Annotated in this window: 27 protein-coding genes; 20 read left to right on the top strand and 7 right to left on the bottom strand. The window is 74.0% G+C overall.

What is annotated here, in order from left to right; genetic code table 11:
* Positions 1-22 precede the first annotated feature (22 nt).
* A complete protein-coding gene (locus FB476_RS06205; RefSeq protein WP_141818009.1) occupies positions 23-382 on the bottom strand; it encodes an ArsC/Spx/MgsR family protein in 360 nt (119 codons plus the stop codon).
* A 57-nt stretch (positions 383-439) separates the two neighbouring features.
* Between FB476_RS06205 and FB476_RS06200 the strand changes: the two genes are divergently transcribed.
* Together FB476_RS06200 and FB476_RS16650 are read left to right on the top strand one after the other, a co-directional pair.
* Positions 440-811 (top strand): YidH family protein, encoded by a 372-nt coding sequence (locus FB476_RS06200; RefSeq protein ID WP_141818008.1) that lies wholly within the window; start codon positions 440-442, stop codon positions 809-811.
* Positions 808-1,158, top strand: coding sequence for a DUF202 domain-containing protein (locus tag FB476_RS16650; protein ID WP_141818007.1), 351 nt, complete (start codon positions 808-810; stop codon positions 1,156-1,158). The genes FB476_RS06200 and FB476_RS16650 overlap by 4 nt, the downstream gene beginning before the upstream one ends.
* 3 nt (positions 1,159-1,161) lie before the next feature.
* Here FB476_RS16650 and FB476_RS06190 read toward each other — a convergent pair whose 3' ends face one another.
* Positions 1,162-1,539 (bottom strand): DUF1905 domain-containing protein, encoded by a 378-nt coding sequence (locus tag FB476_RS06190; RefSeq protein WP_337678337.1) that lies wholly within the window; start codon positions 1,537-1,539, stop codon positions 1,162-1,164.
* An 80-nt stretch (positions 1,540-1,619) separates the two neighbouring features.
* Here FB476_RS06190 and FB476_RS06185 point away from each other — a divergent pair, with 80 nt between their 5' ends.
* Positions 1,620-1,919, top strand: coding sequence for a DUF1905 domain-containing protein (locus FB476_RS06185; RefSeq protein ID WP_141818006.1), 300 nt, complete (start codon positions 1,620-1,622; stop codon positions 1,917-1,919).
* A 124-nt stretch (positions 1,920-2,043) separates the two neighbouring features.
* On the opposite strand, the gene FB476_RS06180 is transcribed toward FB476_RS06185, so the two are convergent.
* Entirely contained in the window at positions 2,044-3,321 is a 1,278-nt protein-coding gene (locus FB476_RS06180; protein ID WP_141818005.1) for an HNH endonuclease signature motif containing protein, read from the bottom strand.
* A 63-nt stretch (positions 3,322-3,384) separates the two neighbouring features.
* On the opposite strand from FB476_RS06180, the gene FB476_RS06175 reads away from it, so the two are divergent.
* The 14 genes from FB476_RS06175 to FB476_RS06105 all read left to right on the top strand — a co-directional run bounded on the left by FB476_RS06175 (position 3,385) and on the right by FB476_RS06105 (position 20,536).
* Complete coding sequence (locus FB476_RS06175) at positions 3,385-3,876, top strand: GNAT family N-acetyltransferase (RefSeq protein WP_141818004.1); 492 nt, start codon at positions 3,385-3,387, stop codon at positions 3,874-3,876.
* Between the two features lie 142 nt (positions 3,877-4,018).
* Positions 4,019-5,254 (top strand): toxic anion resistance protein, encoded by a 1,236-nt coding sequence (locus tag FB476_RS06170; RefSeq protein WP_141818003.1) that lies wholly within the window; start codon positions 4,019-4,021, stop codon positions 5,252-5,254.
* Between the two features lie 4 nt (positions 5,255-5,258).
* On the top strand, positions 5,259-5,870 hold the full coding sequence (locus FB476_RS06165; RefSeq protein ID WP_202876917.1) for a hypothetical protein: 612 nt from the start codon (positions 5,259-5,261) through the stop codon (positions 5,868-5,870).
* Positions 5,867-7,651, top strand: a complete 1,785-nt coding sequence (locus FB476_RS06160) for an AAA family ATPase (RefSeq protein ID WP_141818002.1) — start codon at positions 5,867-5,869, stop codon at positions 7,649-7,651. The genes FB476_RS06165 and FB476_RS06160 overlap by 4 nt, the downstream gene beginning before the upstream one ends.
* Positions 7,648-8,931, top strand: coding sequence for a hypothetical protein (locus FB476_RS06155; protein WP_141818001.1), 1,284 nt, complete (start codon positions 7,648-7,650; stop codon positions 8,929-8,931). Before FB476_RS06160 ends, FB476_RS06155 begins: the two co-directional genes overlap by 4 nt.
* Before the next feature lie 61 nt (positions 8,932-8,992).
* On the top strand, positions 8,993-10,402 hold the full coding sequence (locus FB476_RS06150) for a hypothetical protein (protein ID WP_141818000.1): 1,410 nt from the start codon (positions 8,993-8,995) through the stop codon (positions 10,400-10,402).
* Positions 10,399-11,535, top strand: coding sequence for a hypothetical protein (locus FB476_RS06145; protein WP_141817999.1), 1,137 nt, complete (start codon positions 10,399-10,401; stop codon positions 11,533-11,535). The genes FB476_RS06150 and FB476_RS06145 overlap by 4 nt, the downstream gene beginning before the upstream one ends.
* A complete protein-coding gene (locus tag FB476_RS06140) occupies positions 11,532-13,802 on the top strand; it encodes a serine/threonine-protein kinase (protein WP_141817998.1) in 2,271 nt (756 codons plus the stop codon). The genes FB476_RS06145 and FB476_RS06140 overlap by 4 nt, the downstream gene beginning before the upstream one ends.
* The gene (locus FB476_RS06135) at positions 13,799-15,127 is read left to right on the top strand and encodes a PP2C family protein-serine/threonine phosphatase (RefSeq protein ID WP_141817997.1); all 1,329 of its coding nucleotides are present in this window, start codon (positions 13,799-13,801) and stop codon (positions 15,125-15,127) included. Before FB476_RS06140 ends, FB476_RS06135 begins: the two co-directional genes overlap by 4 nt.
* Positions 15,120-16,406 carry a vWA domain-containing protein gene (locus FB476_RS06130; RefSeq protein ID WP_141817996.1) on the top strand — a complete coding sequence of 429 codons (1,287 nt, stop codon included), beginning with the start codon at positions 15,120-15,122 and terminating at the stop codon, positions 16,404-16,406. The genes FB476_RS06135 and FB476_RS06130 overlap by 8 nt, the downstream gene beginning before the upstream one ends.
* Before the next feature lie 245 nt (positions 16,407-16,651).
* Positions 16,652-17,767, top strand: a complete 1,116-nt coding sequence (locus tag FB476_RS16930; RefSeq protein WP_238329573.1) for an FHA domain-containing protein — start codon at positions 16,652-16,654, stop codon at positions 17,765-17,767.
* A gap of 199 nt (positions 17,768-17,966) precedes the next feature.
* A complete protein-coding gene (locus FB476_RS06115) occupies positions 17,967-18,575 on the top strand; it encodes a hypothetical protein (protein WP_141817994.1) in 609 nt (202 codons plus the stop codon).
* A 67-nt stretch (positions 18,576-18,642) separates the two neighbouring features.
* On the top strand, positions 18,643-19,605 hold the full coding sequence (locus tag FB476_RS06110; protein ID WP_141817993.1) for a hypothetical protein: 963 nt from the start codon (positions 18,643-18,645) through the stop codon (positions 19,603-19,605).
* Between the two features lie 55 nt (positions 19,606-19,660).
* Entirely contained in the window at positions 19,661-20,536 is an 876-nt protein-coding gene (locus FB476_RS06105; protein WP_141817992.1) for a hypothetical protein, read from the top strand.
* Positions 20,537-20,557: 21 nt separating this feature from the next.
* Here the strand turns inward: FB476_RS06105 and FB476_RS06100 are convergent, their stop codons facing one another.
* The 3 genes from FB476_RS06100 to FB476_RS06090 are packed head-to-tail and all read right to left on the bottom strand — an operon-like array spanning position 20,558 to position 22,656.
* Positions 20,558-21,613 (bottom strand): YihY/virulence factor BrkB family protein, encoded by a 1,056-nt coding sequence (locus FB476_RS06100; RefSeq protein ID WP_170233544.1) that lies wholly within the window; start codon positions 21,611-21,613, stop codon positions 20,558-20,560.
* Complete coding sequence (locus FB476_RS06095) at positions 21,610-22,092, bottom strand: nitroreductase family deazaflavin-dependent oxidoreductase (RefSeq protein WP_141817990.1); 483 nt, start codon at positions 22,090-22,092, stop codon at positions 21,610-21,612. Before FB476_RS06095 ends, FB476_RS06100 begins: the two co-directional genes overlap by 4 nt.
* 15 nt (positions 22,093-22,107) lie before the next feature.
* Positions 22,108-22,656: a DNA-binding protein gene (locus tag FB476_RS06090; RefSeq protein ID WP_141817989.1), complete on the bottom strand. Its 549-nt coding sequence runs from the start codon at positions 22,654-22,656 to the stop codon at positions 22,108-22,110.
* A gap of 80 nt (positions 22,657-22,736) precedes the next feature.
* On the opposite strand from FB476_RS06090, the gene FB476_RS06085 reads away from it, so the two are divergent.
* Entirely contained in the window at positions 22,737-24,620 is a 1,884-nt protein-coding gene (locus tag FB476_RS06085) for a VWA domain-containing protein (RefSeq protein WP_170233543.1), read from the top strand.
* Here the strand turns inward: FB476_RS06085 and FB476_RS06080 are convergent.
* Complete coding sequence (locus tag FB476_RS06080) at positions 24,617-25,870, bottom strand: serine/threonine-protein kinase (protein WP_170233542.1); 1,254 nt, start codon at positions 25,868-25,870, stop codon at positions 24,617-24,619. The two genes, FB476_RS06085 and FB476_RS06080, sit on opposite strands and share 4 nt — an antisense overlap.
* Positions 25,871-25,939: 69 nt before the next feature.
* Here FB476_RS06080 and FB476_RS06075 point away from each other — a divergent pair, with 69 nt between their 5' ends.
* Entirely contained in the window at positions 25,940-26,416 is a 477-nt protein-coding gene (locus FB476_RS06075) for a GyrI-like domain-containing protein (protein ID WP_170233541.1), read from the top strand.
* 111 nt (positions 26,417-26,527) lie between these two features.
* Positions 26,528-26,707: a hypothetical protein gene (locus tag FB476_RS06070; RefSeq protein ID WP_141817986.1), complete on the top strand. Its 180-nt coding sequence runs from the start codon at positions 26,528-26,530 to the stop codon at positions 26,705-26,707.
* The last annotated feature ends 25 nt before the right edge of the window (positions 26,708-26,732 follow it).

Genomic DNA, 26,732 nt, shown 5'->3' with positions numbered 1-26,732 from the left:
CGAGTCGGTCACGGGTGCGACGCTACCGCCCGGCCACGAACTCCTCGGCGCGGGTCTTGGGGCGGCCGATGATCGCCCGGTCGCCGCGGATCAGCACCGGACGCTGCATCAGGCGGGGGTGCTCCACGAGCAGGTCGGCGACCTGGTCGGGCGTGACGACGTCGTCGGGGTCCAGGCCCAGCTGGTCGAAGTAGGCGTCCTTGCGGACCAGGTCGGCAGGCGGGTCCTCGAGCTTGCCGATCAGGTCGAGCAGCTGCTCGCGGTCGAGCGGGGTGCGGAGGTACTGCACCACCTCGGCCTCGACCCCCGCCCCGGCGACGACGTCGACGGCGTGGCGCGAGGTGGAGCAGCGAGGGTTGTGCAGGACGGTCAGGTCGGCCATGGCGCGGACCCTACCGCTCGGGGGCGCCACGTCGACCGTCGTGCCTACGATGCCGAGGTGACCTCGACGCGCTGGCCCCGCTCCGTCTACGGGACGGGGACCGAGCCCGACCCGCGCTTCTCGCTGGCCAACGAGCGCACCTTCCTGGCGTGGATCCGCACCAGCCTGGCGCTGCTCGCGGTCGCGGCCGCGGTCGACGCCCTCCCGCTCGGGATCGGGCCCACCGCCCAGGTCGTGCTCGCCGCCGTGCTGGCGCTCACCGGTCTGCTGGCCGCGGTCCACGCGTGGCGGGGCTGGGCCCGGGCCGAGGCCGCGATGCGCCAGGACCTGCCCCTCCCCGGCAACGCCGCGGGCATGGTCGTCGTGGTGGGGGTCGCGCTGGCCGGCGTCGTGCTGCTCGTCGCCACCCTCCTGCGGGCGGCCTCGTGAGCGAACCGACGCCCTGGCGCGACCCTGGCCTGCAGCAGGAACGCACGGTCCTGGCCTGGCGCCGCACCGGGCTGGCGCTGGTCATCGGCTCTCTGACGGTGGGGCGCCTGACCATGGACACCCTGGGCGCGGCGGGCCTCGTCCCGGCGGTGATCACCGCGGTGCTGGCCGCCTGGGTCGTCGGCGCCACCCTCCGGGGCGGACGCTCGGCGATCGCCCACCCGGACGAACCGACCTTCGACCGGGTGCTGCGGGACGGACGCGTGCCCGCGGTCGTGGCCGTGGCAGCCGGCACCGTCGCCGTGGTCGAGCTGGCCGCGGCGGGGATGCGGATCGCCACCCTCTGAGTCTCAGGCGCGGATCGTCAGCTGCACGGTCACGAGGTCACCGAGCTCGATGCCCTCGGAGGCGCGGACCGCGTCCTTGAGCGGCACCCAGAAGGTGCCCTTGCGCGGCCAGATGGAGGTGGTGAACTCCGTGTACCCGATCACCCCGGTGACCGGGATCATCCCCCAGCCGTAGGTGACCTCCGGCATCACGTCGGCGAGCCACTCCGACTCCTCCGGTGGCGTCACGAGGAAGCAGTAGGGCGCGGGGCCCCGCCACTCCACCACCTCCGCGGTGAACTCCAGATCGGGACCGTCGTCGGTCGCCGTCATCGTCCCGGCCGTCCCACTCGTCGTCTCCCAGGTCGTCGTGATCGTCGCCTGCCGTGTCGCACCGTCCATGGAGCGACGCTAACGAGGCATGCGGACAGCTCCCGTCCGCAGCCGGTGGCTCCTCGTCCCGACTCCCTAGTCTGCTGCCCATGGCGGAGACGTGCCGGTTCACGGCGGAGCTCTGGCGCTCGGGAGAGCCGCCGGAGGGTTGGCACTTCGTGACGCTCGACGAGGCGGCGAGCGAGGCGGTGCGGGAACGGCCACGACCACCGCGCGGCTTCGGGTCGGTGCGGGTCGAGGTCACGATCGGGTCGACGACCTGGCGCACCTCGGTCTTCCCCGACAGCGGCAGCGGGCGCTACGTGCTGCCGGTCAAGCAGAAGGTGCGCCAGGCCGAAGACCTGCTGCAGGGCGATCCGCTGGACATCCGCCTCACCATCCTGGAGTGAGGTGCGTGACAGCCGCCTCACCATCTTGGAGTGATGTGAGGTGAGGTGAGGCGAGTGCGCGGGCCGTCAGGCTGCGCTGACATGCCTCATCGCCCGGCCGGTGCGGGCCGGGCTCGGGGCGGGGTCATCTCAGATGCCACCGGACCCCGAGCTCCGTCACGGTCGCCGTCAGGTTCCGGTCGTGCACGAAGGTGTGGTGCCTCGGACACAACAAGGCGTAGTTCGAAAGGTCTGACCGCCCGCCGAGGGCCCAGGGGATGACGTGGTGGGCGTCGCACCAGGTCGCGGGCACGGTGCACCCCGGGATCGTGCACCCCCGGTCCCGTGCTGCGAGCCGGACCCGCTGTGCTGGGGTGACGAGGCGCTTGCGGCGGCCCTGGTCGAGGATCTCGCTTGGTCCGCCGAGCACGACGGGGATGATGTCGGCCTCGCACGCCAGCTTGCGGATCGCCTCCGCCCGCAACGGCGCCCCGGCCAGGGTCGAACCCACCCCGGGCAGGTGGCCACCGGTCTCGGACAGCTGACGCTTGAGCGTCTCGAAGTCCAACGTCACCATCAGCATCGCCTTCGGTGTCGTCGGCTGACCAGCCGTGCCGGCCACCCCGCGGCGCATCACGGTCATGAACGCGTCGTACCTGCGCTGGCCCGCCGTCCGCAGGTCCAGCTCGCCCGTGGCGTCCTGCTCCTCCTTGGTCGCCGGCGCCGCCAGCGGGGAGTCGATGATCGCCTTCGCAGCTTCGTAGTCGGCGTCGTCACCGAAGGTGATGACCCACCGCTTCACCGACCCGTCCGCCAGGCTCGACTCGTAGATCCCCCGCATCGCCTGCTTCTTGCGGGCCTTCGCCTCGTGATCCCGCTCGTCCACGCACTGCGCGACGAGCCGGTCCACGATCCTGCCGATGTCCTTGTCGTCGAACACCGGGTCGGACCCGGCCTTGGCCAGCAGCTCGACCGCGGCGGCGTACTCCTCCGGAGGCAGGCCCGGCCGCACCCGCTGCAACGCCCGGTGCAGCCTCGCCGCCCGCGCGATCGACAGCTGTCCATCCTTGACGCGTTCGAGCAACGGCGCGTGCACCGGCTCCCGACCCGCCTGCGCCAACCGCGCCAGGTCCATCAACGCCCGCCGCTCCAGGTCCGGACACCGCAGCGCCAGCCAGTCCACCACCGAGAACCCCTCGGCCAGGTGCAGGCCCCGGTCCACGGCCTCCGTGGCCATCACCAACCGGGACCGCTCCAGATCCGACACCGCCCGGGAGATCCACCCCAACGACTCGACCACCAGGTCGTCCTGCACCAGCTCCGGCCGGCTCACGTCCGCGGGCAGCCCCGCCAGCAGCCAGGAGTCACCGACCGCCGACTCCGTCCCCCTCGGCGGCCGCACCGTCCCCAACGACTGCTGCATACCTCGATCATATGTTCGAACACCGACAGGCCCTACGACCGACACGCCGTAACCTTGCACGACATGACCACCCGCCCGACCGTCCGACACGTCCGCGCCGACGAGCACGACGAGGTCGGCCGCCTCCTCGTCGCCGCCTACGCCCCGAGCGGGATGGCACCCGACGAGCCCTACTGGCACCACCTCCGCGACACCGCCGCGCGTACCCGCGACGCCGAGGTCTGGGTCGCCGAGCTCGACGGTCGCGTCGTCGGCACCGTCACCTGGGCCGGAGCCGGGTCGAGCCAGCAGGAGATCGCGCAGGAGGGCGAGGCGGAGTTCCGCATGCTGGGCGTCGACCCCGGGGTGCAGGGCCGCGGCGTGGGACGGGCACTCCTCCAAGCCATCGAGGACCGTGCCCGCACCGACGGCTACCCGGCGCTCGTGCTCTGCAGCGCCACGTGGATGACCTCCGCCCACCGGCTCTACGAGCGGGCCGGCTTCCACCGCATACCCGAACGGGACTGGTCACCCACGCCGACCGTCGACCTGCTGGCCTACCGCCTCCCCCTCTGACCGCCCACGAGAAGGGAGTGCCTGACCGGGCAGTTATCCCCCGTGTGATTGGGTGGAACTCGCGGCACAATGGGGCCGTCCGACCGGCGGGTCCACATGGGGGTCCCCACGCGCCGCGTTACCGACTCGAGGAGAGAGACACATGACCGACCAGCCCCTCGCCGCACCCGAGCCGCTGTCCGCGCCCAGCCCGCTCACGCTGACCGTGCCGGAGCCGACGAAGCCGGTGGCGGAGACGGCTGCGCCGAAGATGGCGCCCCCGGTCGACCCCGCGGTGATGCCGACGCTCGACAAGAAGGTCGAGGAGTTCCTCCACGGCCTGACCCAGACCGAGGTCCGCTCGCCCGAGTTCGCCCGCCGCGCCGCCGACGTGCGCACCATGGGTGACGCCGAGATCCGCGCCGCCGCCGAGACCTCCAACCGCCTCCTGAAGTCGCCGGTCCGCGCGCTCAACGAGGGTGGCGTCTCCAAGGAGTCCAAGGTCGGCCGCACCCTCATGGAGCTGCGCCGCACCGTCGAGGACCTCGACCCGGGCCAGGCCCAGGGCTCCAAGAAGATCCTCGGGATGATCCCGTTCGGCGACCGCCTGCGCGACTACTTCCGCAAGTACGAGTCGGCCGAGAAGCACCTCGACGGCATCCTCCACGCGCTGCGCAGCGGCCAGGACGAGCTGACCAAGGACAACGTCGCCCTCAACATGGAGAAGCAGCAGCTCTGGGACTCCATGGGCCGCCTCAACCAGTACGTCTACATCGCCGAGCAGCTCGACGCGAAGGTGTCGGCGCACGTCGCGATGCTCGAGGAGACCGACCCCGAGAACGCCAAGGCGATGCGCGAGGACGTCCTCTTCTACGTCCGCCAGAAGCACCAGGACCTGCTCACCCAGCTCGCGGTGTCGATCCAGAACTACCTGGCCATCGACATCATCATGAAGAACAACATCGAGCTCATCAAGGGTGTCGACCGCGCCTCGACGACGACGATCAGCGCGCTGCGCACCGCCGTCCTCGTGGCCCAGGCGCTCAACAACCAGCGCCTCGTCCTCGACCAGATCACCGCGCTCAACAGCACGACCTCCGACATGATCCAGCGCACCTCGGAGATGCTGCGCGACAACTCCGTCGCCATCCAGGAGCAGGCTGCGTCCTCGACGATCGGCCTCGAGCAGCTGCAGGCCGCCTTCGCCAACATCTACGAGACGATGGACGCGATCGACAACTTCCGCTCGCGGGCCCTCGACTCGATGGCGCAGACCATCGGCGTCCTCGAGGGCGAGGTCGAGAAGTCGCGCGGCTACCTCGACCGCGCGCAGCGCACCGACGCGCGTCTGGCCGGCGGCGAGCTCGACCTGGGCGACACCCCGCCCACCAGGCGCTGACCGCATGGGGTTCTCCGACCTGCTGGACCGCATGCTCGGCCGGGCGCCGGCGCACGAGCAGGAACGCCTGGTCCTGCCCCCGCCGCCCACGGCCGACGACGTGTATGCCGCGCTCACCCAGACCGAGGAGCTGCTCGCCTCGAGCGCGCTGCCCTCGGTCGTGGTGGCGCGCGCCCAGCGGGTCGTCGACACCGTGCGCGACACCGTCCCCCGGCTCGCGCGGATCAGCGGCAACGACCTCGGCTACACCGTCATCGCGACCGCGACCGACTACCTGCCCGAGGCGATCGGCTCCTACCAGCGCCTCCCCCGCCGGTATGCCGACACCCGCCCGGTCGACGGCGCCAAGACCTCCCTCATGGTGCTCGTCGACCAGCTCGACCTGCTCGGTCTGACGATGGACCGCGTCTTCGACGCCGTCTACCGCGACGACGCCCGCGAGCTCGTCGCCCAGGGCCGGTTCATCGCCGAGAAGTTCGGCAGCGCCGGCGCCGGTGGCGACCTGCGGATCACCGCCGAGGACCGGGCCGTCGTGCCGCCGCAGCCCACGGAGCCCGCCGACCCGGCGCCCGCCACCGGCTCGCCCCTCAGCCCGCCCGAAGGAAGGGACCGATGACCACCCAGCCCCTGCGCGACGCCGTCGACGTGCTCGCCCGGGTCGGCCGCGAGGCCGGCCTCGACGAGGGCGCCGTCCGCGCCGAGGGCATGGCGCTCGCCGCGGCCGTCCTGGAGCGCTCCACCGACACCATGCCGATGGCTCGGATCTGGGGCGAGACCTTCGGGCGCCCCGCCAGCGAGTTCTTCGGGATGGTCCCCCGCGGCCGCCGCTACGGCTCGATCCCCACCACCCTGCTCGGCACGCTGCTGGCGGAGTCCAGCGCCCGTGCCCAGGGGTATGCCGTGGCCCTCTCCGACGTCGCCACCGCCGCCTGCACGGTGCCGGGTGCCGACGCCGACACGGTGGGCCGCGCCGCCGTCGCGGCCCGCACCCAGCTCGGCGCCGCGGGCGTCTCCGGGCATGGCACGGCCGACAGCCCGGTGCCGATGCCGGCTGCTCCGGACGCGGCCGCGGGCGCCCCGCAGGCTCCGGGCGCCCCGCAGGTCCCGGGCGCCGCCCCCGTCACCCCGGGCACCGCCCCCGGCCTCCCCACCAGCCACGACGGCCTCCGCGACCTGTCCTCCGACCTGCTGCGCCGCGCCCAGGAACAGTCCGAGCGCGTCCGCGAGATGCTCGGCCACGTCGGCCGCCTCGGCCAGGCCGGCGGCCCCGGGGGACAGCTGCCGCCCTACCCGCCCGCCGGCCTCGACGGCGGCGACCCGAGCGGCGGCGCCGTCCCGGGCACCACGGCATACCCCGACCAGGTGCAGACCCAGGCCCCGCCGGAGGGCACGCCCGAGCCCGAGCCGGAGGAGCCGGCCCAGCCCGAGCGTTCAGTCGAGGAGCTGCTCGCCGAGCTCGACGAGCTCACCGGCCTGACCCGCGTCAAGGCCGAGATCCACCGGCAGGTCGCCGTCCTCAAGATGGACGCCCGCCGTCAGGAGGCGGGCCTCAAGGTCGCCACGCTGACCCGGCACCTGGTCTTCGTCGGCAACCCCGGCACCGGCAAGACGACCGTGGCCCGCCTCGTCGGCGGCATCTACCGCGCGCTGGGCCTGCTGAGCAAGGGCCAGCTCGTCGAGGTCGACCGCTCCGAGCTCGTCGCCGGCTACCTCGGCCAGACCGCCGCCAAGACCGCCGAGGTCGTCGCGTCGGCGCTGGGCGGCGTGCTTTTCATCGACGAGGCCTACAGCCTCAACGGCGACCAGTACGGCAAGGAGGCCATCGACACCCTCGTCAAGGAGATGGAGGACCACCGCGACGACCTCGTCGTCATCGTGGCCGGCTATCCCGAGCCGATGGCCGAGTTCATCTCCATGAACCCCGGGCTCGAGAGCCGCTTCCGGACGATCATCGAGTTCGACGACTACAGCGACGACGAGCTCGCCGAGATCCAGCGCACCCTCGCCGCCAAGATGGACTACGACATCGCTGAGGAGGCGGCCGAGCGCTTCCGCGAGATCCTCGCGGCCACCCCGCGCGGGCCGTCCTTCGGCAACGGCCGCTTCGCCCGCAACCTGCTCGAGGCCGCGATCGGTCGACACGCCTGGCGCCTGCGCGACGCCGAGGACCCGAGCGTCGAGGACCTGCGCACGCTGCGCAAGGAGGACTTCGAGGACCGCGACCTGGTCGACACGTCGGTGGCTGTCGCGTCGGTGGCCGATGCTCCGCAGGGTATGGAGCCCGCCCCAGCTCGGGAGCGCGGCTCCTCGGAGGTGGACGAACCGCCGGTCGACGCTGACGACGACCTCGACGAGCCCGACGACGAGCGCGCCGAGCCCGGCGAGGACGAGCGATGAGCACCCCCGCCGGCGCCGCGCACCCGGCCCGGGCCACGGCTCAGGGCACGGCCGGTCAGGCCACGGCCACCGCCGCCCAGACCGCGACCACCCAGACCGCGCAGAACGCCCCCGCCCAGGCCAACCAGAACGCCCCGGCGGCCCGGGCCCAGCAGCCGCAACCCGACCCCGGCACCCAGCGCTCCAGCACGCCGCGCCTGCTGCGTGTCGCGCGCACCGCCGCCACCGCCGCGGCGCTGCTCACCGGCGTCGTCGCGACCGGCACCTTCGACACGAGCGGCCTCAACAGCACGCCCAACGTCATCGCCAACCACTGGGTCGCCGCCGAGGAGGCCCGCGTCGAGATCGCCGAGGCCGACCTCGTCGCAGCCCGCGCGGTGGCCGAGGCCGTGGCCGGCGAGAGCACCGACGCCGACATCGAGACCCCGCTCACCGCGGCCGCCGACGCCCACGCCCGGTCCGGCGGAGACGCCGGCCGGGCCGGACAGGTGGCCGGCGACCTCGTCCGCGTCGGGCTGCTCACCGGCGAGGCCCTCGCCACGGCGCCGGACGACGCCGAGGCGGCGACCACCACATACGCCTCCGCGAGCGCTCTGGCGCGCACGGCCGCGGACACCGCCCAGCAGGTGGCCGCCCAGCACGCCACCGACCTGCAGACCGGCTCGCGCTCCATGCTCACCGCCCTGGTCGGGCTGTTCTCGACGGCTCTCCTCGGCGGCATCCTCGTCTGGCTGGCGCTGCGGACGCGGCGCATCATCAACGTGCCGCTCCTGGTGGCGGCCGCCATCACGGGCTGGCTGTCCTACGTCTCGGTCAACCCCTCCGCCCTGCCGCTCGACATCGACCGCCGCGTCGACCAGGTCGCCACCGCGGCGACCGCGCTGCAGGAGGTTCGCGAGGCGCGGCAGGCGGAGTACGCCACCGTCCTCGGCCTCGACGACGCCGACCTCGAGACCGCCGGCATGGTGGCAGGCGACGCGGTCTTCCAGTCGGGGTCCAGGGACGCAGAGGCCGCCTGGACGCAGGTCGTCGACGGGCACGAGGCGGTCCTCGCGGCCGACGGCCCCGCCGCCGCGCTGGAGGCCGTCCGGGCGACCGAGACCTCCTTCGCCCAGGCCGAGGCTGCGCTGCAGGAGCTGCTCGACAACCGTCTCGCCCCCGCGACGAGCTCGATCGGCACGCCGGCGGCGATCACGTCGGGCGTGGCGCTGCTGCTGGGCCTGGTCGCCGCGGTCGCGGCGTGGACGGGGCTGACGCAGCGGCTCAAGGACTACCGCTGACCGTGGGCGGGTGCACGACGACCGGCGGGGTGCCGGTCGGGACGACGAGGAGGGGACGCCGGTGAGCGACGAGGACGAGCGGGGCCCGGAGCGGCCGATGCTGATCCTGGGGCAGGACTACCCGGACGTGGAGGACACCACGCCCGAGGAGCTGCGGCGCCAGGAGCAGCGGGCCCGCGAGGAGATCGAGCGCAAGCGCCGGGAGGCGCAGGAGGAGATCGAGCGCAAGCGGCGGGAGGCCGAGCGCGAGATCGCCGAGCTGGAGAAGCAGAAGGCCCGTGAGCTGCGCGAGCGCGAGCGCGAGCTGGAGCAGACCCAGAAGAAGCTCTACGACCGCGAGACCAAGCTGCTGCGCAAGGCCCGGGCCACGAGCGGCCAGAAGCCCGCGCGCGTCGTGCAGCGCCCACCGTCCCGGCCGCTGCGCTACACCGGGCTGCGCTCGCACGGCTTCGCCGTCCTCCTCGCCTTCCTGGCCGCCGGCGGCATCGTTCTCGGGGGCCTGACCGGTGGGTCCTCCATCGGGGAGGAGACCCTGGCCGAGGTCGACTCCCTCGACCAGGCCCGGGTCCACTACCTGCGGGCCGCCCTGGAGATCGACGAGGCCATGGCCGCCCGGATGGCCGGGGAGCCCGGGGCAGCAGGTTCCGTGCCCGGCTCCTCCTCGATCGAGGAAGCGCTCGCGCTGGCCTCCGAGTCCGACTACTACGGCTCCCGGACGCTGGAGCAGGCCGAGGGCATGGTCGACGAGAGCATCGGCACGGTCCGGTCACTGACCCTGTGGGAGGAGGCCAGCACCGGCGCCACCTACGCCGTCGCCGCCTACGAGGTGGAAGACCTCTACGAGGACGACCTCACCTGGTCGGTGGGGTCGATCGTGTGGGTGTCGATCGGGCTCGCAGCCCTCCTCGCACTGATCGTCATGGCGGTGCTCGCGCGTTCCTGGGTGAGCGTGGCCCTGCTGGTGCTGGGCGCGGGCCTGGCCATCTCCCTCTACCCCGTGCTCGCCGGCGGCCCCACCCGCACCGCGATCGAGGCCGCCGAGAACCACCGGGCCGCCGACGACGTCGTCGACGACATCGTCGACCAGGTCCACGACGACCTCACCGTCGTCTACGGCACCAGCCGCTCCTCGTTGAGCCGCCGGGCGGACTACTGGGACACCGAGGCCTACTACTACTCCCTCGAGCCCGAGGGGGACCCGCACCTCACGGCCTACTTCGAGGCGCGCGAGGCCGTCGGGGAGGCCGAGGGCGAGGAGGAGAACTACGCCGCGGCGATCGGCCTGGTCGCGGCCGGGCGGGAGGCCTTCGAGGCCCACGTGAGCGGGCTGGAGCAGGCCCGCGGCGAGATGCTCCGCGCGATGGACGACCTGCCCTCTCCTGTGCTCCCCACCATGCTCGGGCTGGGTGGCGGAGTGCTGGTCGTCGCCGGGCTCCTGCTCTCCCGCGGTCCCCGTGGGAGGTCCTCGTGACCCAGACGTATGCCGTCGCGCCGCCGGCGCCGGGGTCGCTCGGGACCGACGTCCCGGCCCCGGAGCTGCTGCGCTACCTCGACGCGATGCTGCGCTGGCGCGACCAGCGGCGCAGCGAGCTCGAGGCCCTGGACCGGGCTGCCATGGAGCTGCCCGACCCCCAGGAGCGGATCTCCGTCACGCCCGACGTCACGCTGTCGATGACGTTGTGGCAGGCGGTCGCCGACCGGCTCGAGCTGCTGCTCGCCACCTGGGACGACGGGCGGGTCGGCGAGCACGAGCGGCGCCGGATCACCACCCTCGTCTGGGGCACGCTGGAGCAGCCGGGGTCCCGTGCCGGAGCCCAGGCGCTGGCCGTCTCGCTCCCCGAGGCCTGCCGGCTCTCGGACTCCCTGGCCACGAGCCTGCGCTCGCGCCTGCGTCTCGACGGCTCGGACCCCCGCACCACCGAGCGCCTCACCGCGCTGCGCGCCCAGGTGGCCCGGATCGCCGACCAGGTCGCGCTCATCCCCACGAGCCGCCGCGGCTCCGCCCAGGAGGTGCACGACCGGCTGGTCCAGCGGGTCGAGGACCTCACGGAGCGCGCCCGTCGCGGCGGTGACGTCGGCGGCTTCCTCGGCCCCCTCGAGGCCGACGCCGCGACCGCCGAGCGCGACCTCATCGTCGCCGCCTCCGCCCGCGCGCACGCCAAGGCCGACCACGCCCAGGCGACCCGCGAGGTCGCCGAGATGAAGGCCCGCGGCGACGCCGTCCGCGCCCTCGCCCGCCGCGCCCGTGAGCTGGTCACGCCCGCGCCGACGCTCGGCGTGCCCGACGTGACCGCCCTCGGACCGGTGCCGAGCGAGCCCGCCGAGCTCACGTCATACCTGTCCAAGCTGGAGCGCGTCGACAAGGCGCTCGGCATCGCCCAGACCGCCTACGCCCAGGCGCTCGCCCGGCGCGAGGAGCTCGCCCAGCGCGCCGGCGCGGTGCGCGCGGCCCTCGCCGGTGACGCCGACGCCACGGCCGCGATGGGGGGCCTGGCCGAGCAGGCGGCCGCCCTGATCGAGTCTCGTCCGACGGACCTGACCCGCCTCGAGGCGCTGGTCCAGGCCCAGGAGACCTTCGCCCGCACGATGGGGGTGCATCTGTGAACCGCTGCGTCCAGCCCGGCTGCCCGGGCGTCTACGAGGATGGGTGGTGCAACGTCTGCGGCTCGCCCGAGCCCACCGCCGCACCCGAGGCCGCGCCCGTCGCCCCCGCGACGCCGGCCCCCGCCTCCTCCCCCGCGAGCCCGGCCGGCTCGGCCTCGACCCCGGACGGCCTCTCCGCGGAGGTCGACTCCCAGGTCGCCACCCCCGGCCCGGGACGCTCCCGCGAGGCCGTCCGCGCCGCCGTCGTGCGCCGTCAGCGCGCCTCCGCCCGCCACCGCCGCACGACGCTCGGCATGGGCCTGACCCAGGTGCCGCCGGTGCCCGTGGGCGACCCGATGCAGGCGCTCATGGTCGACCCGCAGGTGCCCGAGGAGCGGCGCGTCTGCCCCAACTGCGGCGCCAAGGTCGGGCAGGCCGCGGGCGAGGCGGGCGGCCGCCAGCAGGGCTTCTGCCCGCAGTGCCGCGCCCCCTACTCCTTCACCCCCAAGCTGCAGCCCGGTGAGCTCGTCGCCGGGCAGTACGAGGTCGCCGGCGCCCTCGCCCACGGCGGCATGGGCTGGATCTACCTGGCCCGCGACAAGAACGTCTCCGACCGCTGGGTGGTGCTCAAGGGCCTGCTCAACACCGGTGACTCGGACGCGCTCGAGGCGGCGGTGGCCGAGCAGCAGTTCCTCGCGCAGGTCAAGCACCCGCTCATCGTCGAGATCTACAACGTCGTCACCCACGACGGCGACGCCTACACCGTCATGGAGTACGTCGGCGGCACGAGCTTGAAGCAGATGCTCAAGCAGCGGATGACGACCGCCGGGCGCTACGACCCGTTCCCGGTCGACCAGGCGCTGGCGTTCGTGCTCGAGACGCTCCCGGCCTTCAGCCACCTGCACGACCTCGGCCTGCTCTTCTGCGACTTCAAGCCCGACAACCTCATCCAGGAGGGCGACGGGGTCAAGCTCATCGACCTCGGCGGCGTGCGGCGCCAGGACGACCTGGAGTCGCCGATCTACGGCACCGTCGGCTACCAGGCGCCCGAGGTGGCCGAGGTCGGCCCGTCGGTCGCGTCCGACATCTACACGATCGGCCGGACGCTGTGCGTGCTCACCTTCGAGTTCCGCGGCTACCAGTCGGAGTACGTCGACTCCCTGCCCCCGGTCTCGCAGGTCCCGGCCTTCGTCGAGAACGACGCCTTCTACCGGCTGGTCGCGCGCTGCTGCGCCCCCGACCCCAACGACCGGTTCCTCACGATCGACGAGCTGCGCACCCAGATGATCGGCGTGCTGCGACAGGTCGTCGCCTCGCGCTCGGACCACGCGGCCACGATGTCGGCGCACTCGATGGCCTTCGAGGCGCCGGTGTCGACGGGCGAGACGCTGTCCTGGTGGGAGCTGCCCGAGCTCAAGCGTGACGAGACCGACCCGATGCTCGACTGGCTGTCGTCGCTGCAGGTCGGCGATCCGGTCGCGCTGCACTCGACCCTCGTCGGACACGACCAGCAGACCCCCGAGGTGCTGCTCGCCCGCGCCCGCGCCGGCGTCCGCGTCGGGCAGCGCGCCTGGGTCGACGACGCCCTGAGCCAGCTGCTGCGGGAGGACCCGTGGGACTGGCGGGCCGCCTGGGTGCGCGGGCTCTGGGAGCTCTCGCAGGCCGGCCCCGACGAGGAGAGCACCCGTCGCGCCGGGCAGGCTGCGGCCTCGCAGTTCGCCGCCGTGCGCGACGCGCTGCCGGGCGAGATCGCCCCCCGCCTCGCGCTCGCCCTCGCGAGCGAGCTGGGCGGCTACGCCAAGGCCGCCGAGCTCGACTACGAGCGGGTATGGCGTACCGACGCGGCCTACGTGGCCCCCGCCGCCTTCGGACTGCACCGGGTCCGCCTCGGCCGCGGCGACGTCGAGGGCGCCATCCGCGCGCTCGACTCCGTGCCGGCCGGGTCCCGGGCGCACCCGCGCGCCCGGTGGCTGCGGGCCGAGCTGCAGCGCCGCCGCGGCAGCCTCGCCGACCTGCGCGAGTCGATGTATGCCGTCTCCCGGCTGACCCTCGACCCCAAGCAGCGGGCGCTCTTCAACGCGACGATCTACGAGCAGGCGCTCGGCCAGGTCGCGCAGCACGGCGAGCGCCCCGACTGGCGGCTGGGCGAGGTGCCCGTGACCCGCGACGCGCTGCGGCGCGCGCTGGAGGCGGAGTACCGCACCCTCGCCGACTACACCCCCGACCCCGTCGAGCGCGCGACGCTCATCGACAAGGCCAACGCCGTACGCCCCTGGAGCTGGACATGACGACCGAGCAGCCCGAGCAGCCCGCCCCGACGACGCCGGACGAGAAGATCGTGCCGCTGACCCCGCCCGACCCGGTCGAGGTCGAGGTGACCGAGAACCCCGGCGTGGCCGCCGACGGCACGTTGCAGCCGGAGGCCGGGGTGGAGACGGAGCGCCATCCTGTGCCCGAGGCGGAGATCGACTCCGCCGAGGCGGACCTCGAGGAGGACCTCGACGGCGAGCCCGACCTCGACGAGGAGCCGGAGCCCTTCACCGACGGCCCGCCCCCGCTCCCCACGCCGATGCTCGTGCTCGACGGCGAGCTGCCCCCGGAGCCCGAGCCGGTCGCCGAGGAGCCCGTCGACCACGGCACCTGCCGCTGCGGCGGCGCCTTCGACGCCGACGGCTGGTGCACCGAGTGCGGCGAGCGCCGCCCCGACCCGCGCCACCACTTCACGGCCCGGCCCGCCGACCACGTGGCGGCGGTCTGCGACCGTGGCATACGGCATACCGACAACGAGGACGCGATGGCCGTGTGGGCCGGCGAGGACGGCAGCGCCGCCCTCGTCGTGTGCGACGGCGTGACCACCGCGACGCGCTCGGCGGAGGCGAGCCTGGGCGCGGCCGAGGCGGCGCTGCAGACCCTCACCTCGACGTCCGGGTCCGCCGCCGAGCGGATCGTGGCCGCGACCGACGCGGCCGCCGAGGCGGTGGCCCAGGTCGGGCGCGACTTCCCCGACTCGGCCCCGTCGTGCACCTACGTCGCCGTGGTCGTCGAGGACGGCCTGGCGACCTACGGCTCGGTCGGCGACAGCCGCGGCTACTGGATCCCCGACGAGGGCGAGCCCCGGCGGCTGACCACCGACGACTCGATGGCCGAGGAGCAGATCCGCGCCGGGCTCGACCGGGCCAGCGCGGAGTCCGGGGCGCTCGCGCACACCATCACCCGGTGGCTCGGTCCCGACTCCCCCGACCACCGCCCCGTCATCACGACCCAGCAGGTGGGCGAGCCGGGCTGGGTGCTGGCCTGCACCGACGGGCTGTGGAACTACGCCTCCGAGCCGGCCGACCTGCGCGCCGTGCTCCGCCAGGAGGAGCGCCGCGTCGGGCGCGACCCGCTCGACCTCGCGCAGGCGCTGGTCGCGTGGGCCAACGGCCGAGGTGGCGCCGACAACATCACGGTGGCGCTGGCCCGGACCGGCGCGCACGCCTCGGCCCCGGCCATCGCCGAGGAGCAGACCAGAGACACCCCGCACCCGGCGGCCTCCGACGAGCTGACCGTGGAGACCCCGCACCCGGCGGCTGCCGAGGGTGCCGACGCGAGGCAGGATGGGACGCATGGCTGAGTTCACCGCGACGGTCCACCAGAACGAGTTCCTGCCCGACGGCGGGACCGACGTGCACGCGATCGTCTCGATCACCTGCACGGGCGCCGGCACGGTCACCCCGATGAGCTCCGCCTCGGGCGAGGCCGGCGAGATCATCATCGTCGACGTCTCCGGATCGATGGACGTCCAGGGCGTCCAGGCCGCCGCCTACGCCGCGTCCGCCGCGCTCGACCAGATCGTCGACGGCGTCTACTTCGCGATCATCGCCGGCAACCACGAGGCGGCCCTGTGCTATCCCGACGGGATGTCCGCGGCGATGGTCCGCATGTCGCCGCAGACCCGGCTCGAGGCCAAGCGCTCGCTCCAGCGCCTCGCCCCCGGCGGCGGCACCGCGATGGGCCGCTGGCTGATGGCCGCGGCGCAGCTCTTCGGCACCGTGCCGGCCCTGACCAAGAAGCACGCGATCCTCCTCACCGACGGCGCCAACCAGCACGAGACGCCGCAGGAGCTGAGCTGGGCGATCGAGCAGGTGCGCGGGCGCTTCCAGGCCGACTGCCGTGGCCTGGGTGCCGCCTGGCAGGTGGCCGAGGTCCGCCGCATCGCCGAGGCCCTCATGGGTGGCGTCGAGCTGATCCGCACCTGGGACGGCCTGCCCGAGGACTTCGCGCGCCTCATGCAGCAGTCGATGGGACGCGGCATCGCCGACGCCCAGCTGCGCGTGTGGGCCCCGCAGGGCGCGGAGATCCTCTTCGTCAAGCAGGTCTCCCCCACGCTCGAGGACCTCTCGCCCCGCCGCACGCAGATCAACCCGCTCACGGGTGGCTACGACACCGGCGCCTGGGGCGACGAGACCCGCGACTTCCACGTGGCGGTGCGTCTCGCGCCGAAGGCGGTCGGCCAGGAGCAGCTCGCCTCGCGCGTCCAGCTCGCGGTCGGTGGCCAGGTGGTCGCCCAGGGCCTGGTCAAGGCGCGGTGGTCGGCCGACAGCCTGCTCACCGCCCAGATCAGCCCCGAGGTGGCGCACTACACCGGCCAGACCGAGCTCGCCTCGGCGATCCAGGACGGCCTGCGCGCCAAGGCGCTCGGCGACGACGCGACCGCGACCTCCAAGCTCGGCCGTGCGGTGCAGCTCGCCCGCGAGACCGGCGACGAGGCTGCCACCTCGCGGCTCGCCCGCGTCGTCGACATCGAGGACGCCGCGACCGGTCGGGTGCGGCTGCGCCGCAACGTCGACAAGCTCGACGAGATGGAGCTCGACACCGCCTCCACCAAGACGACGCGGGTGCGCCCGACGTGAGCGCCCGCTGCCCCGAAGGTCACCTGAGCGACGCGCTGGACTACTGCGACGTCTGCGGCACACCCATGGGTGCACCGTCGTCGGCGGCGGGTGCGGCCGGGGCCGCCGCAGGTCTGTCGTCGGGCGGCCCGGGCGCGGCTGGTCACGGTGCTGCCGGTGCTGACGGGGCTGGTGCTAGTGCCGCTGGTGCCGGTGCCGAAGGTGTGGGCGTCGGCGGTGCGGGTGCCGGCGGGGCTGGCGTCGGTGTGCCTGGTGCGGCCGGCGAGGCTGCGCCGACCCAGACCTGCCCCTTCTGCAGCGCCCTCAACGTCGCCGACGCCCTCTTCTGCGAGGCCTGCGGCTACGACTTCACGACCGGCACGCCCCCGATGGGCGCAGACCCGGTCGAGGACGCCGAGGCCGGGGACGGCGAGGTCGACGAGTCTGAGGCCGAGACCGAGCACGAAGGGAACCCCGACACCGATCCCGACACCGATCCCGACGCGCCGAGTGACCCACGTCCGTCCGCCGACACGGACCTTTCGGGTGCCGAAGTGGGCCTCTCGGCGAGCTCGACCGGCGACGGCGGGGACGAGGAAACCGGGGTGGACACCGAGCGAGAGCCAGCGTCCGAGCCGGTCACGGACGACGAGGCACCGCATCCCGACGCGCCGAGTGACCCACCTTCGTCCGCCGACACGGACCTCTCGGGTGCCGAAGTGGGCCTCTCGGCGCGCTCGACCGGCGATGCCGAGATGGACGAGCTCGACCCCCCGGCCAAGGACGAGGCGAGTGCACCGCCTGCGTCGGACGACGCCGCCTCCGGACCGACCGAACCGGGGCACTCGCCGGACTCGTCGAGCAAGCCCGAGCCCGCACCCGAGCCGATCCCGACGCCCGAGCCCGATCCCGCGGCGCCGCCCGCGCACCGCAAGGCACGGCATACCCCGCCGTCGCGGGCCCTGGCCGAGGCCTGGGTGGCGGAGCTGTGGGTCGACCCGGACTGGTACGCCGTCCAGCAGACCGACGAGAACTGCCCCAGCGCCGGGGTGCCGGACATCGTCCTGCTCACCCGCAGCACCGCGCTCGTCGGCCGCCCGTCCGGCAGCCTCGGCGTCCGGCCCGAGATCGACGCGGGGGCCGACAGCGCCGTGTCCCGACGGCACGCTCAGCTGACGAGCGACGGCCAGCGCTGGTGGGTCGAGGACCTGGGCAGCAGCAACGGGACGTTCGTCGGCACCGTCGGCGAGCCGCTCCCGACCACCCCGCTCACGCCCGGCCAGCGGGTGGAGATCGACCGCGACGACCGGATCTACGTGGGGGCGTGGACGCGGATCGTGCTGCGCCAGGCCACGGAGTCGGAGCGCCGGGGCGAGGGCTGAGGCAGGTCGCGGGACGGGGCGGCGGCGACGGCCGCCCGTCCGCTGCGCCAAACCCCTTGTCATGCGGATCGTGCCCTCGCCATACTTGCTCAGCGCCCCGCCCGGGGCGCACGTGGAGAACCGCACCGGCCGCAGGGGGCCGGTCCGCCGGCGCAGGGGCCGGACCGGCTTCTCCGCGCGTGCGGAAGGGGTCTGTGTCATGGCTGCGCTCGAGAAGGTGACCGGCGCCGTGTGTGTCGTCGCGGGGACGGCGTGGGCCGCCGCCTGCGTGGTCCACAACCTGCAGCCGCAGGGCTGCATCGGGGACGGGTGCGCCGCTGGCGCGCCGATGCGCGGGGGCAGCCCGGCCGGGCTGGCCCTGCTCGCCCTGGCGGGGATCTGCCTCTCCGCCGGCATCGCCGGACTCGTGAGCCTGGCCCGGCGCAGGCTGGGTCCCACCCGTGTCGCGCTCGGCGCCGTCCTGGTCAGCACGACCGCGCTGCTGCTGCTCGTGGCGGCTGCCGTCATGGGACTGGTCTCCCCCGACTGGAGCGGTATGCCGCTGCTGGTGGGCCCAGGGGTCGTGCTCCTCGTGGGTGGGGTGGCCCTGGTGGCCGTCAACCTGTGGCGGGCGCGCGTGGTGCCCCGACCGCTGTTCGTCGCGGTCCTGGCGACCGTCGCCCTGCTCCTGCGGGCCAACGAGCAGACGTCGCTGATCCTGCTGGCGGTGCCCTTCGGACTGGCGCTGGTCGCGGTCGGCGCGCACCTGGTGAGGCAGCCCGGAGGAGTGCCCGACCCGGTCCTCGTCCCGGCCAGCAGTCACTCCTAGGACAGCACCCCGCCCCCGGCGTGCCGCAGGCTGTCAACCCGGCCTCCCGCCGCCTAGAGTCGGGGGCATGTCCTCCCCCGACGACGCGTCCCAGCCCTCCGGACGTCCGCGCTCCAGCCGGGCCCGTCTGCGCCGTTCCGCGCGCGCCCTGCTCCGCGTGGGTGCCGTGCTGACGGTGATCAGCCTGGTGGTGGCGCTCGTCGGCGGCCTGACGACCCGAGGCCTGATCAACAACCTGCGCGACAACTCCGCCGAGCTGGTCGACGGCGCGGCGACGGTCTCGCTGTCGGCCGGTGCGGAGCGGACGCTCTACGTCACCGGCGGGCTGGTCGCCCCCGGCGACGACCTGCCGACCCCCGTCGAGGACATCCAGTGCACCGTGACCGGCCCCGGCGGCGCCGTGCCGGTCAGCCACCTCTCCGACGAGGGCCAGCGGGTAGGTCTGGACAACCCGCTCGCCCGCTTCCAGGTCGTCGGCTCGTTCCGGGCGGCCTCGGCCGGCTCCCACACGATCGACTGCAACGGCCGTGGCGTCGTGGTCGCCCCCGAGGTCAGCCCGGCCGACGGCCTGCTGCGTCTCGGCGCGCTCACGCTCGGCAGCATGGGCACCTTCGCGGGCCTGACCCTGCTGCTCATCGGCGCCGTCCTGTCCCTCGTCGTGCGGCACGGCACCGAGGGCGACGACGAGGACGACGAGGGTGACGGCGCGCTGCCGCCCTCGGAGGGCGCCGAGGAGTGGTGGGAGGACGAGGCCCGGGCCCGCCACGAGCGCGCAGCCGGGACCACCCCCGACGACGACGAGGACGCTGACGAGGACGACGCCGACGCCGGTGAGGACGACTACGTCGACCTCACCGAGGAGGAGCTGGCCGCTCTCTCCGAGGAGGAGATCGACGCGCTCGTCGCCTCGGGCGCCCTCGTGTTCGTCGACGAGGACGAGGACGACGTCGACGGCCAGCCGGACGCCGCGAACGGGCGGAACGGCGGCGAGCCCTTCGACCAGGACGCCCCGAGCGACACCTACCGCTGAGCGCCGTCCACAGCACCCGAGCCGACCGCCCCCCGGGGCCGGATAGGTTGGTCCCGTGAGCACGTACCCGAACCAGTACGCCTACGGCCAGCAGCCCGTCCCTCCTCGCCGCAACGGCATGAAGACCGCCGGCAAGGTGCTCTTCTTCGTCGGGCTCGTGCTCGGCGTGATCGCGGTCGTGGTCGGCGCCTGGGGGGTCACCCGGGCGATCTCCGACATCGAGAAGTGGGAGAACGACGCCATCTCCATCCAGGGCGAGACGCCCGTGCCGATGGAGACCGACGACACGCGCTTCGTCCTCGCCCCGCAGGGCACCAGCCCGACGTGCACGGTCACCGCTCCGGACGGCTCGTCGGTGCCTCTCACCGAGGACAGCTCGATGAACGACATGGCCGGCGACGAGCAGACCACCGTCGTCGGGATGATCACCGCCACGCAGGCCGGCGACCACGTCGTCGCCTGCGACGGCCCCGCCGAGGTGAGCCCGGCGCTGAGCTTCAGCGACGCCCTCGGGATCGGCGCGGCCAGCCTGGCGTTCCTCGCGCTCTTCCCGATCGGGTTCATCACCCTGCTCGGTCTCGTGCTGTGGCTCGTCGGCCGCAACCGCGACAAGAAGGCCGCGCTGGCCGCGTCCGGCTACGGCTACCCGGGCGGCTACGGCGGCTCGGGCTACGGTGGCCAGGGGTATGTCGGTCAGAATTACGGCTCGCAGGGCTACGGCTCGCAGGACCAGGGCTACGGCGGTCAGACCTATGGCGCGCCCGGCCAGGGCCAGGGGACCGGGACGCCCTCCGACCCCTATGGCACCCCGCCGCCGCCCGGCTCGACGGCCAACCCCTACGGCACTCCCCCGGCGCCCGGGTCCTCCACCGACCCCTATGCTCCCCCGCCCGGCAACGGCCAGGACGGGACCTCCGAGGACCGTCGCTGAGGACGCGACGGGCGGCGCTGGTCAGCTCCGGTCGTCGGCGCCGGTCCGGTCGTCGTCCTCCTCCTCGGCAACCGGGCCTGACGCCCCCGGCTCGCCCGGCACGCCCAACGGGTGGTCGAAGGTCACCTCGACCTCCTGGTAGTCCTTGATGATCGTGGACGCCGTGGCGTCGCGATAGGTCTGCACGTCGGCCTCGGTGAGCGGGACGCTCGTCGTGAACGGTCCCAGCAGCGCCCGCGGCCAGAGCCGCTTGACCCGCACCACGTTGATCTCGACGGAGAACACCACGACCTGGGCCGCGGCGAAGATGAAGACGATCAGGCCGAGGACGATGGCGAAGACGCCGTAGGTGTCGCCCGACCGGGCCACGATCTGGTTGGCGTAGGTGATGCCGAAGCGCTGCAGCAGGAGCCACCCGAGGGCAGCCACCAGCGCCCCGGGGAGCACGTCCCGGAAGCGCAGGTCGTAGGTCGTGCCCAACCACATGCCGAGGGCGAAGACGAGCACCGCGACCAGGAAGCTGAAGAGCAGCACCAGCGCGGGGAGCATCCGCCGCAGCTCGACGCCGTAAGCCCCCGCCGACGTCGCCAGCACCGTGCCGACCGTCGTGCCCAGCAGCATGAGCCCGGCGATCGCGATGAGCGGCAGCGAGCGGATCGGCGAGCGCAGCGGGTCGGGGCGCTGGTGCCGGGGCACCGCCCAGCAGATGTTCATCATGTGCAGCGTGGCCTGCGAGGCCCGGATCGCGGCCCACAGCGCCACGACGACGCCGATGACCAGCGCGGTGGTGCTGCCGGAGAACCCCTCGCGGCCGATCTCGGTGCCGAGGACGGGGAACTGGCTGACCGCGGTGCTGAGGATCTGCGAGCGCAGCTCGGGGTTGCCGTCGAGCACGAAGCCCAGCAGCGAGGTGAGCAGCAGCATCATCGGGAAGAGCGCCAGGAAGCCGTAGTAGGTGATGAGCACCGACAGGTAGACGCCGTGGTCGTCGAAGAACTTGAAGACCACCGCCACCGGGAAGCCCAGCCAGGGCCGCCGACGCTGCAGCTCGTCGAGCCGTCGCGGGAAGGACGTCACGCTCCAGATCCTGCCCCACCCACCGGCCCGGCGCCGGGAGGACCGCCCGGTATGCCGTGCGCCCCGTCCTGCGGCCACGTCCCCGGCCAGGGGCGCTCCCCCAGCACGGGCAGCTCGACGAAGTCCTCGACCGCGCCGGTGCGGGCGAAGACGGTGCGGATCGGCTGCGGCATCCGCGCCACCCCCTCGGCCGGCTCCAGCACGCGCGGGGCCCCGAGCTCGAGCAGCGCGCCGCCCAGCCGCATCCGGCAGCGCCCGGCGGCGCGGACGTTGGCCAGCCACTGCACGCGCGGACCGTAGGTGAGGGCCAGCGTCACGACGTCGCCCCTGCGGAAGGCCAGGAGCGGCGTGTGCCGGACGGTCCCGGTGCGGCGCCCGACGTGCTCGAGGTCGGCGAACCAGCCGTGGCCCGCCAGGTGGATGAGCACCGGGTTGACGAAGCGCCGGACGTAGGGCGTCACGGTGAGGGGCGCGGGCATGTCGTGTCCTCCCGGTCAGAAGAGCTCTCGGTGCCGGCGCAGGTGGGCGGTGGCCTCCTCTGGCGTGCCCAGCCCGTAGGTGCGCAGCAGGTCGGCCAGCCCCGGGTGGGCACCGGCCAGCAGGTCCGCAGCCTGGCGCAGCTCGGAGCCGGAGGCGACGGCGCGCAGCAGCTGCCGCACCGTCGCGGCCTCGGTGGCGTCCCGGTCCTCCCGCGACGGCGGTGCGGCCGGCAGGTCCACCCGGGTGGTGGTCCACGACTGGCTGGACTCGCGGACGGCGGCCACCTGCTCCGCCACGTCGGCCATCCGGACCCGCCCCGCGTGCACGTCGTCCAGCAGCTGCTGGAGCGCCTCCAGCCGCCGCAGCACGGCCGGGTTGCCTATCTTGATGCGGTGCGCGGAGCCGAGCTGGGAGAGCATGGGCGGCGACATGCCGATCGTGCGCGCCAGGCCCGCCTGCGTCAGGCCGAGCCCGGAGGTGAGGCGCGCGAAGACGTCGGAGAGGGGCTCGCCGTACAGCTGCACCTGCTCCGCGCGGTTGCGATCGCGCTCTGCGTCGGACATGCTCGCTCCGGTTGACTTTGCAAATGCAAACGACTTACGTTTGCGAACACAAACACTACCCGACCACCGAGGGGAACCCCATGCGGCACACCAGACTCGCGGCCCTGGCCACCAGCGCCGCCCTGCTGCTCGCGCCCGGCGTCGTCGCGGCCTCGGCCGCCCCGGCGGAGCAGGCCGAGGACGCCGAGCTCCTGCTCATGCTCGACGCGTCGTTCTCGATGGCCGACCCGGACGCCCAGGGCGAGCCCAAGATCGACTCGGCGCGCGCCGCGCTGCACGAGATGATCGACGGCCTCGACCCGAGCCAGTCCGTCGGCCTGCGCGTCTTCGGCGGCGGCGTCGATCGCAGCCAGCCCAAGGAGGCCAAGTGCAGCGACAGCGAGCTCGTCGTGCCGATCGGCGCGGGCAACGCCTCGGCGCTCTCAGACGCGGTCGACGACTACGCACCGCTCGGCGAGACCCCGATCGCCTACGCGCTGCAGCAGGCGGCCGGTGACCTGTCCGACTCCGGCGACCGCACGATCGTGCTCGTCTCCGACGGCCTCGCGACCTGCGACCCCGACCCCTGCGAGATCGCCCGCCAGCTGCGCGCCGACGGGCTCGACCTCGTCGTGCACACCGTGGGCCTGGGCGCGGACGACCGCACCCGCAGCCAGCTGCAGTGCATCGCGGCGGCCGGCGGTGGTGACTACTTCGACGCCACCGACAGCGAGACGCTGACCACCGCGCTCGTGCGTCTTTCCACCCGGGCCTTCCGCCCCTTCGTCTACGACGGCACCCCGGTGGTGGGCACCCCGCAGCCCCAGGGCGCGCCGGAGCTGACCCCCGGCTCGTGGACCGACACCATCGCCGAGCAGGAGAACGCACCCAAGCACTACGCGGTGACCCGTTCCGAGCCCGGCTCGCGGCTCTTCGTCGGCGCGACCATGAAGAACCCCACCCCCGGCGGCGTGTCCGGTGTCCAGGTGGAGCTGGAGACCCCGGACGGCACCTCGTGCGGCCGGGGCACCATGCCCGTCTTCAGCCCGGGCGGGCAGACCTCCTTCGGCAGCATCGGGCTCGCCACCGCGACCGACCGGTCCCCGGCCTGCGCCGAGGCCGACGCGCTCGTGCTCTCGCTCCAGGCCGGCTCGGGCTCCCAGCAGATCCTCGGCCAGCCCGTCGAGATCGTCGTCGACGAGGTCGCCCCGGTGAGCAACGGCGACGAGCTGCCCGGGCCCGCCGACAAGCCGCAGTGGTCCGGCCCCTCGGCCGGCGAGCCGTCGGCCGAGGTCATCGGCGGGGTGTCGCCCTCGGCAGCGACGCCGGTCGAGGCCGGGTCTACCGTGAGCTTCGACCTCGTCCCTGGTGAGATCGCCTTCTTCTCGGTACCGGTCGACTACGGCCAGCGCCTCGAGGCCCTCGTGGAGTTCCCCGGCGTGGACGGTCCGCTCGCCGCGGAGATGCGACCCACGTCCAACATCATCGACATGGCGATCGTCGCGCCGAACCGCGCGCAGGTCCACGGCCTCAGCGTCCCCGGCGCACCGTCCACCCGTGTCTCCCTCGACGGGGAGAAGGCCTCGCAGGCGGCGGCCGCCATGCCGGAGGTCCGGTGGGCCAACGACGGGACGAAGGCCTCCGCCCTGGGCGGCGACCACGTCGTCATGGTCTCGCTGACCTCCAGCCGCGAGCGGATGACCCCGATCCCCCTCACCCTGACGACGGACGTCGTCGGCGAGGTCAGCGGGGTGCCCGAGCACGCCGCGCCCGAGGACGACGCCTCGCAGACCACGGCGCCCGCCGACGACGCGGAGACCACCGCTCCCGCCGACGAGGCCGAGGAGCCGCCGGTGGCCGACGGTCCCGCCGACGAGGACGGCGGCTCGTCCTGGCTCCCCTGGGCCCTGGCCGCGGGCGGCGTGCTCGTCGCCGGTGCCGGAGCCGTGCTCCTGGGCCGCAGGCGCGGAGGCGCCGAGGGCTAGACGAGCACGAGCAGCAGCGAGGCCAGCATCATCAGCAGGCCCAGCACCACCAGGGCCAGGCCCGTCCGCAGCTGCGGGCGGGCCTGTCCCGTGCCCGGGGGCTGCGTCGCGACGTCAGCGGTGGCGGGGGCATCCGGGTCCTGCTCACCGCCGTCGGCACGGGTATGCGGCTGCTCGACCCTGTGCGTCGCCGTCGCCTCGACCCGGGGCCGGGGCACCTCCTGCGTCGGCGGGCCGAGGTCGGTGCGGGTCGGCTCGCCGGTCACCTCGCGCGACCCGGTCGGCCTCCCGGTCGCTCGCGGCAGGTGGGGCACGGCCGGCGCCCCCGGCACGTCGGGGGACGCCACGGCCGGTGCCCCCGCCACGTCCCCGACGGCCGGTGCCGCCGGACCGTCCTCGCCCCAGCCCTCCGGCAGGGGCGGCAGCTGGTCGAAGACCTCGACGCCCAGGTCGCCCAGCTCCTGCGCGCTCCGGGCGACCAGCCCGGTGGCGGCGAGCTGCGCCCGGGCCTCGGTCGCGGAGGCCGGGCGGTCGTCCGGCAGCGGTGAGGCCAGCCGGAGCACGAGGTCGGCGAAGGGGGACGGCACCCGGACCTGGTCCAGCACCGCGGCGACGTCGGTCTGCGCCGTCGGTCGTTCCGCGGTCAGCAGCTCGACCGCCGTCAGACCGGCGCCGTAGAGGTCGGCGCGCGGGTCGGGGTCCCAGCCCGCCTCCAGCGTCTCCGGCGCGGCGTAGCCGAGGGTCCCGACCGAGTGCGTGACGTGCGTCAGCCGGGGCTGGTCGACCGCCGCGGCGATGCCGAAGTCCGCGAGGCGCACGCGCGGCATACCCCGGCCCGTCGCGTCGAGGAGCAGGTTGGCCGGCTTGACGTCGCGGTGCACCAGACCCTCGGCGTGGATCGACTCGAGAGCGGCGAGCAGCTGGTCGAGCAGGGTCGCGGCCCAGACCGGCGGCAGCGCGCCGTGGTCGCCGACGAGCGTGGCGGCCGAGCCGCCGCGCACGACCGGCATGGTCAGCAGCACCCGGTCGTCCTCCCCCGCCCAGCCGTGCGGGGTGAGCACGTGACGGTGGTCGATGCGCACGGCCTGCTCGCGCACGAAGCGCAGCAGCGAGCCGGCGTCGGACTGCCGCATCACCTTGGCGGCGACGTAGCGCCGCTCGCGGTGGTCCCAGGCACGCCAGACCACGCCCGTGCCGCCCTCGCCCAGCGGGTCCACGAGCTCGTAGCGTCCCGCCAAGATCTCACCCACGGCCCCCACCCTATGCAGCCCGTCCTGCTGGACCGGCACGCGACGCCTCCCGGTGCCAGACTTGCGGGCATGGACCAGTCCCCCGAGAGCACCGAGCCCGAGATCGTCTCCCGCGAGGAGGTGCCGGCCGCCGTCGTGCGCGCCACCCTGCGGATGGAGGAGCTGCCGCAGCTCTTCGACCGTGCCTACCGCCTGGTCGCCTCCGTCCTGGAGCAGCAGGGCCTGGAGCCCGGCGAGGCCTTCGCGCGCTACCTGACGATGCCCGGCGAGACGATGGAGGTCGAGGCCGGCTTCACCACCACCGGGCCGGTCGAGCCCGAGGAGGACGTCGTGCCGACCACCCTCCCTGCCGGGGAGGTCGCGCGGCTGACCCACACCGGGCCCTACGACACGCTCTCCTCGAGCTGGGACCGGCTCGGTCGCTGGATCGGCGACCAGGGTCGTCGCCCCGGCGCCGCGCTCTGGGAGGTCTACGTCACCGAGCCGACGCCCGAGGCCGACCCGGCCACCATGCGCACCGACCTCTACTGGCCGCTCGAGGGCTGACGCACCCGGCCGGGGCACGGCGATCCCCCGGAGGTTTGCCGTGCCCGGGCACGGTCACCTCGCCGGGGTCCACCTGCGCCCGTAGCGTGGCGGGGACGAAGGAGGTGCACCATGACCCAGCACCCGGAGCACCACCAGAACGACGCGCAGGACCCGCAGCAGCACGACGAGCAGCCCGGCAACCAGCTGCCCAAGGAGACGAGCTTCACCCGCTGGCTGCCGATCTTCGGCCCCGCGGCGATCGTCCTGGTCGCCCTGCTCATCATGCTCGTGATGTGGCTGCCGCAGTGACCCTGCGCCGGGCCGTCCAGGCCCC

Source organism: Ornithinimicrobium humiphilum (assembly GCF_006716885.1).
In the GTDB taxonomy this organism is placed as follows: Bacteria; Actinomycetota; Actinomycetes; order Actinomycetales; family Dermatophilaceae; genus Ornithinicoccus; species Ornithinicoccus humiphilus.
The sequence above is the reverse complement of the archived record's forward strand: the minus strand, read 5'-3'. Positions and strand labels throughout refer to the sequence as shown.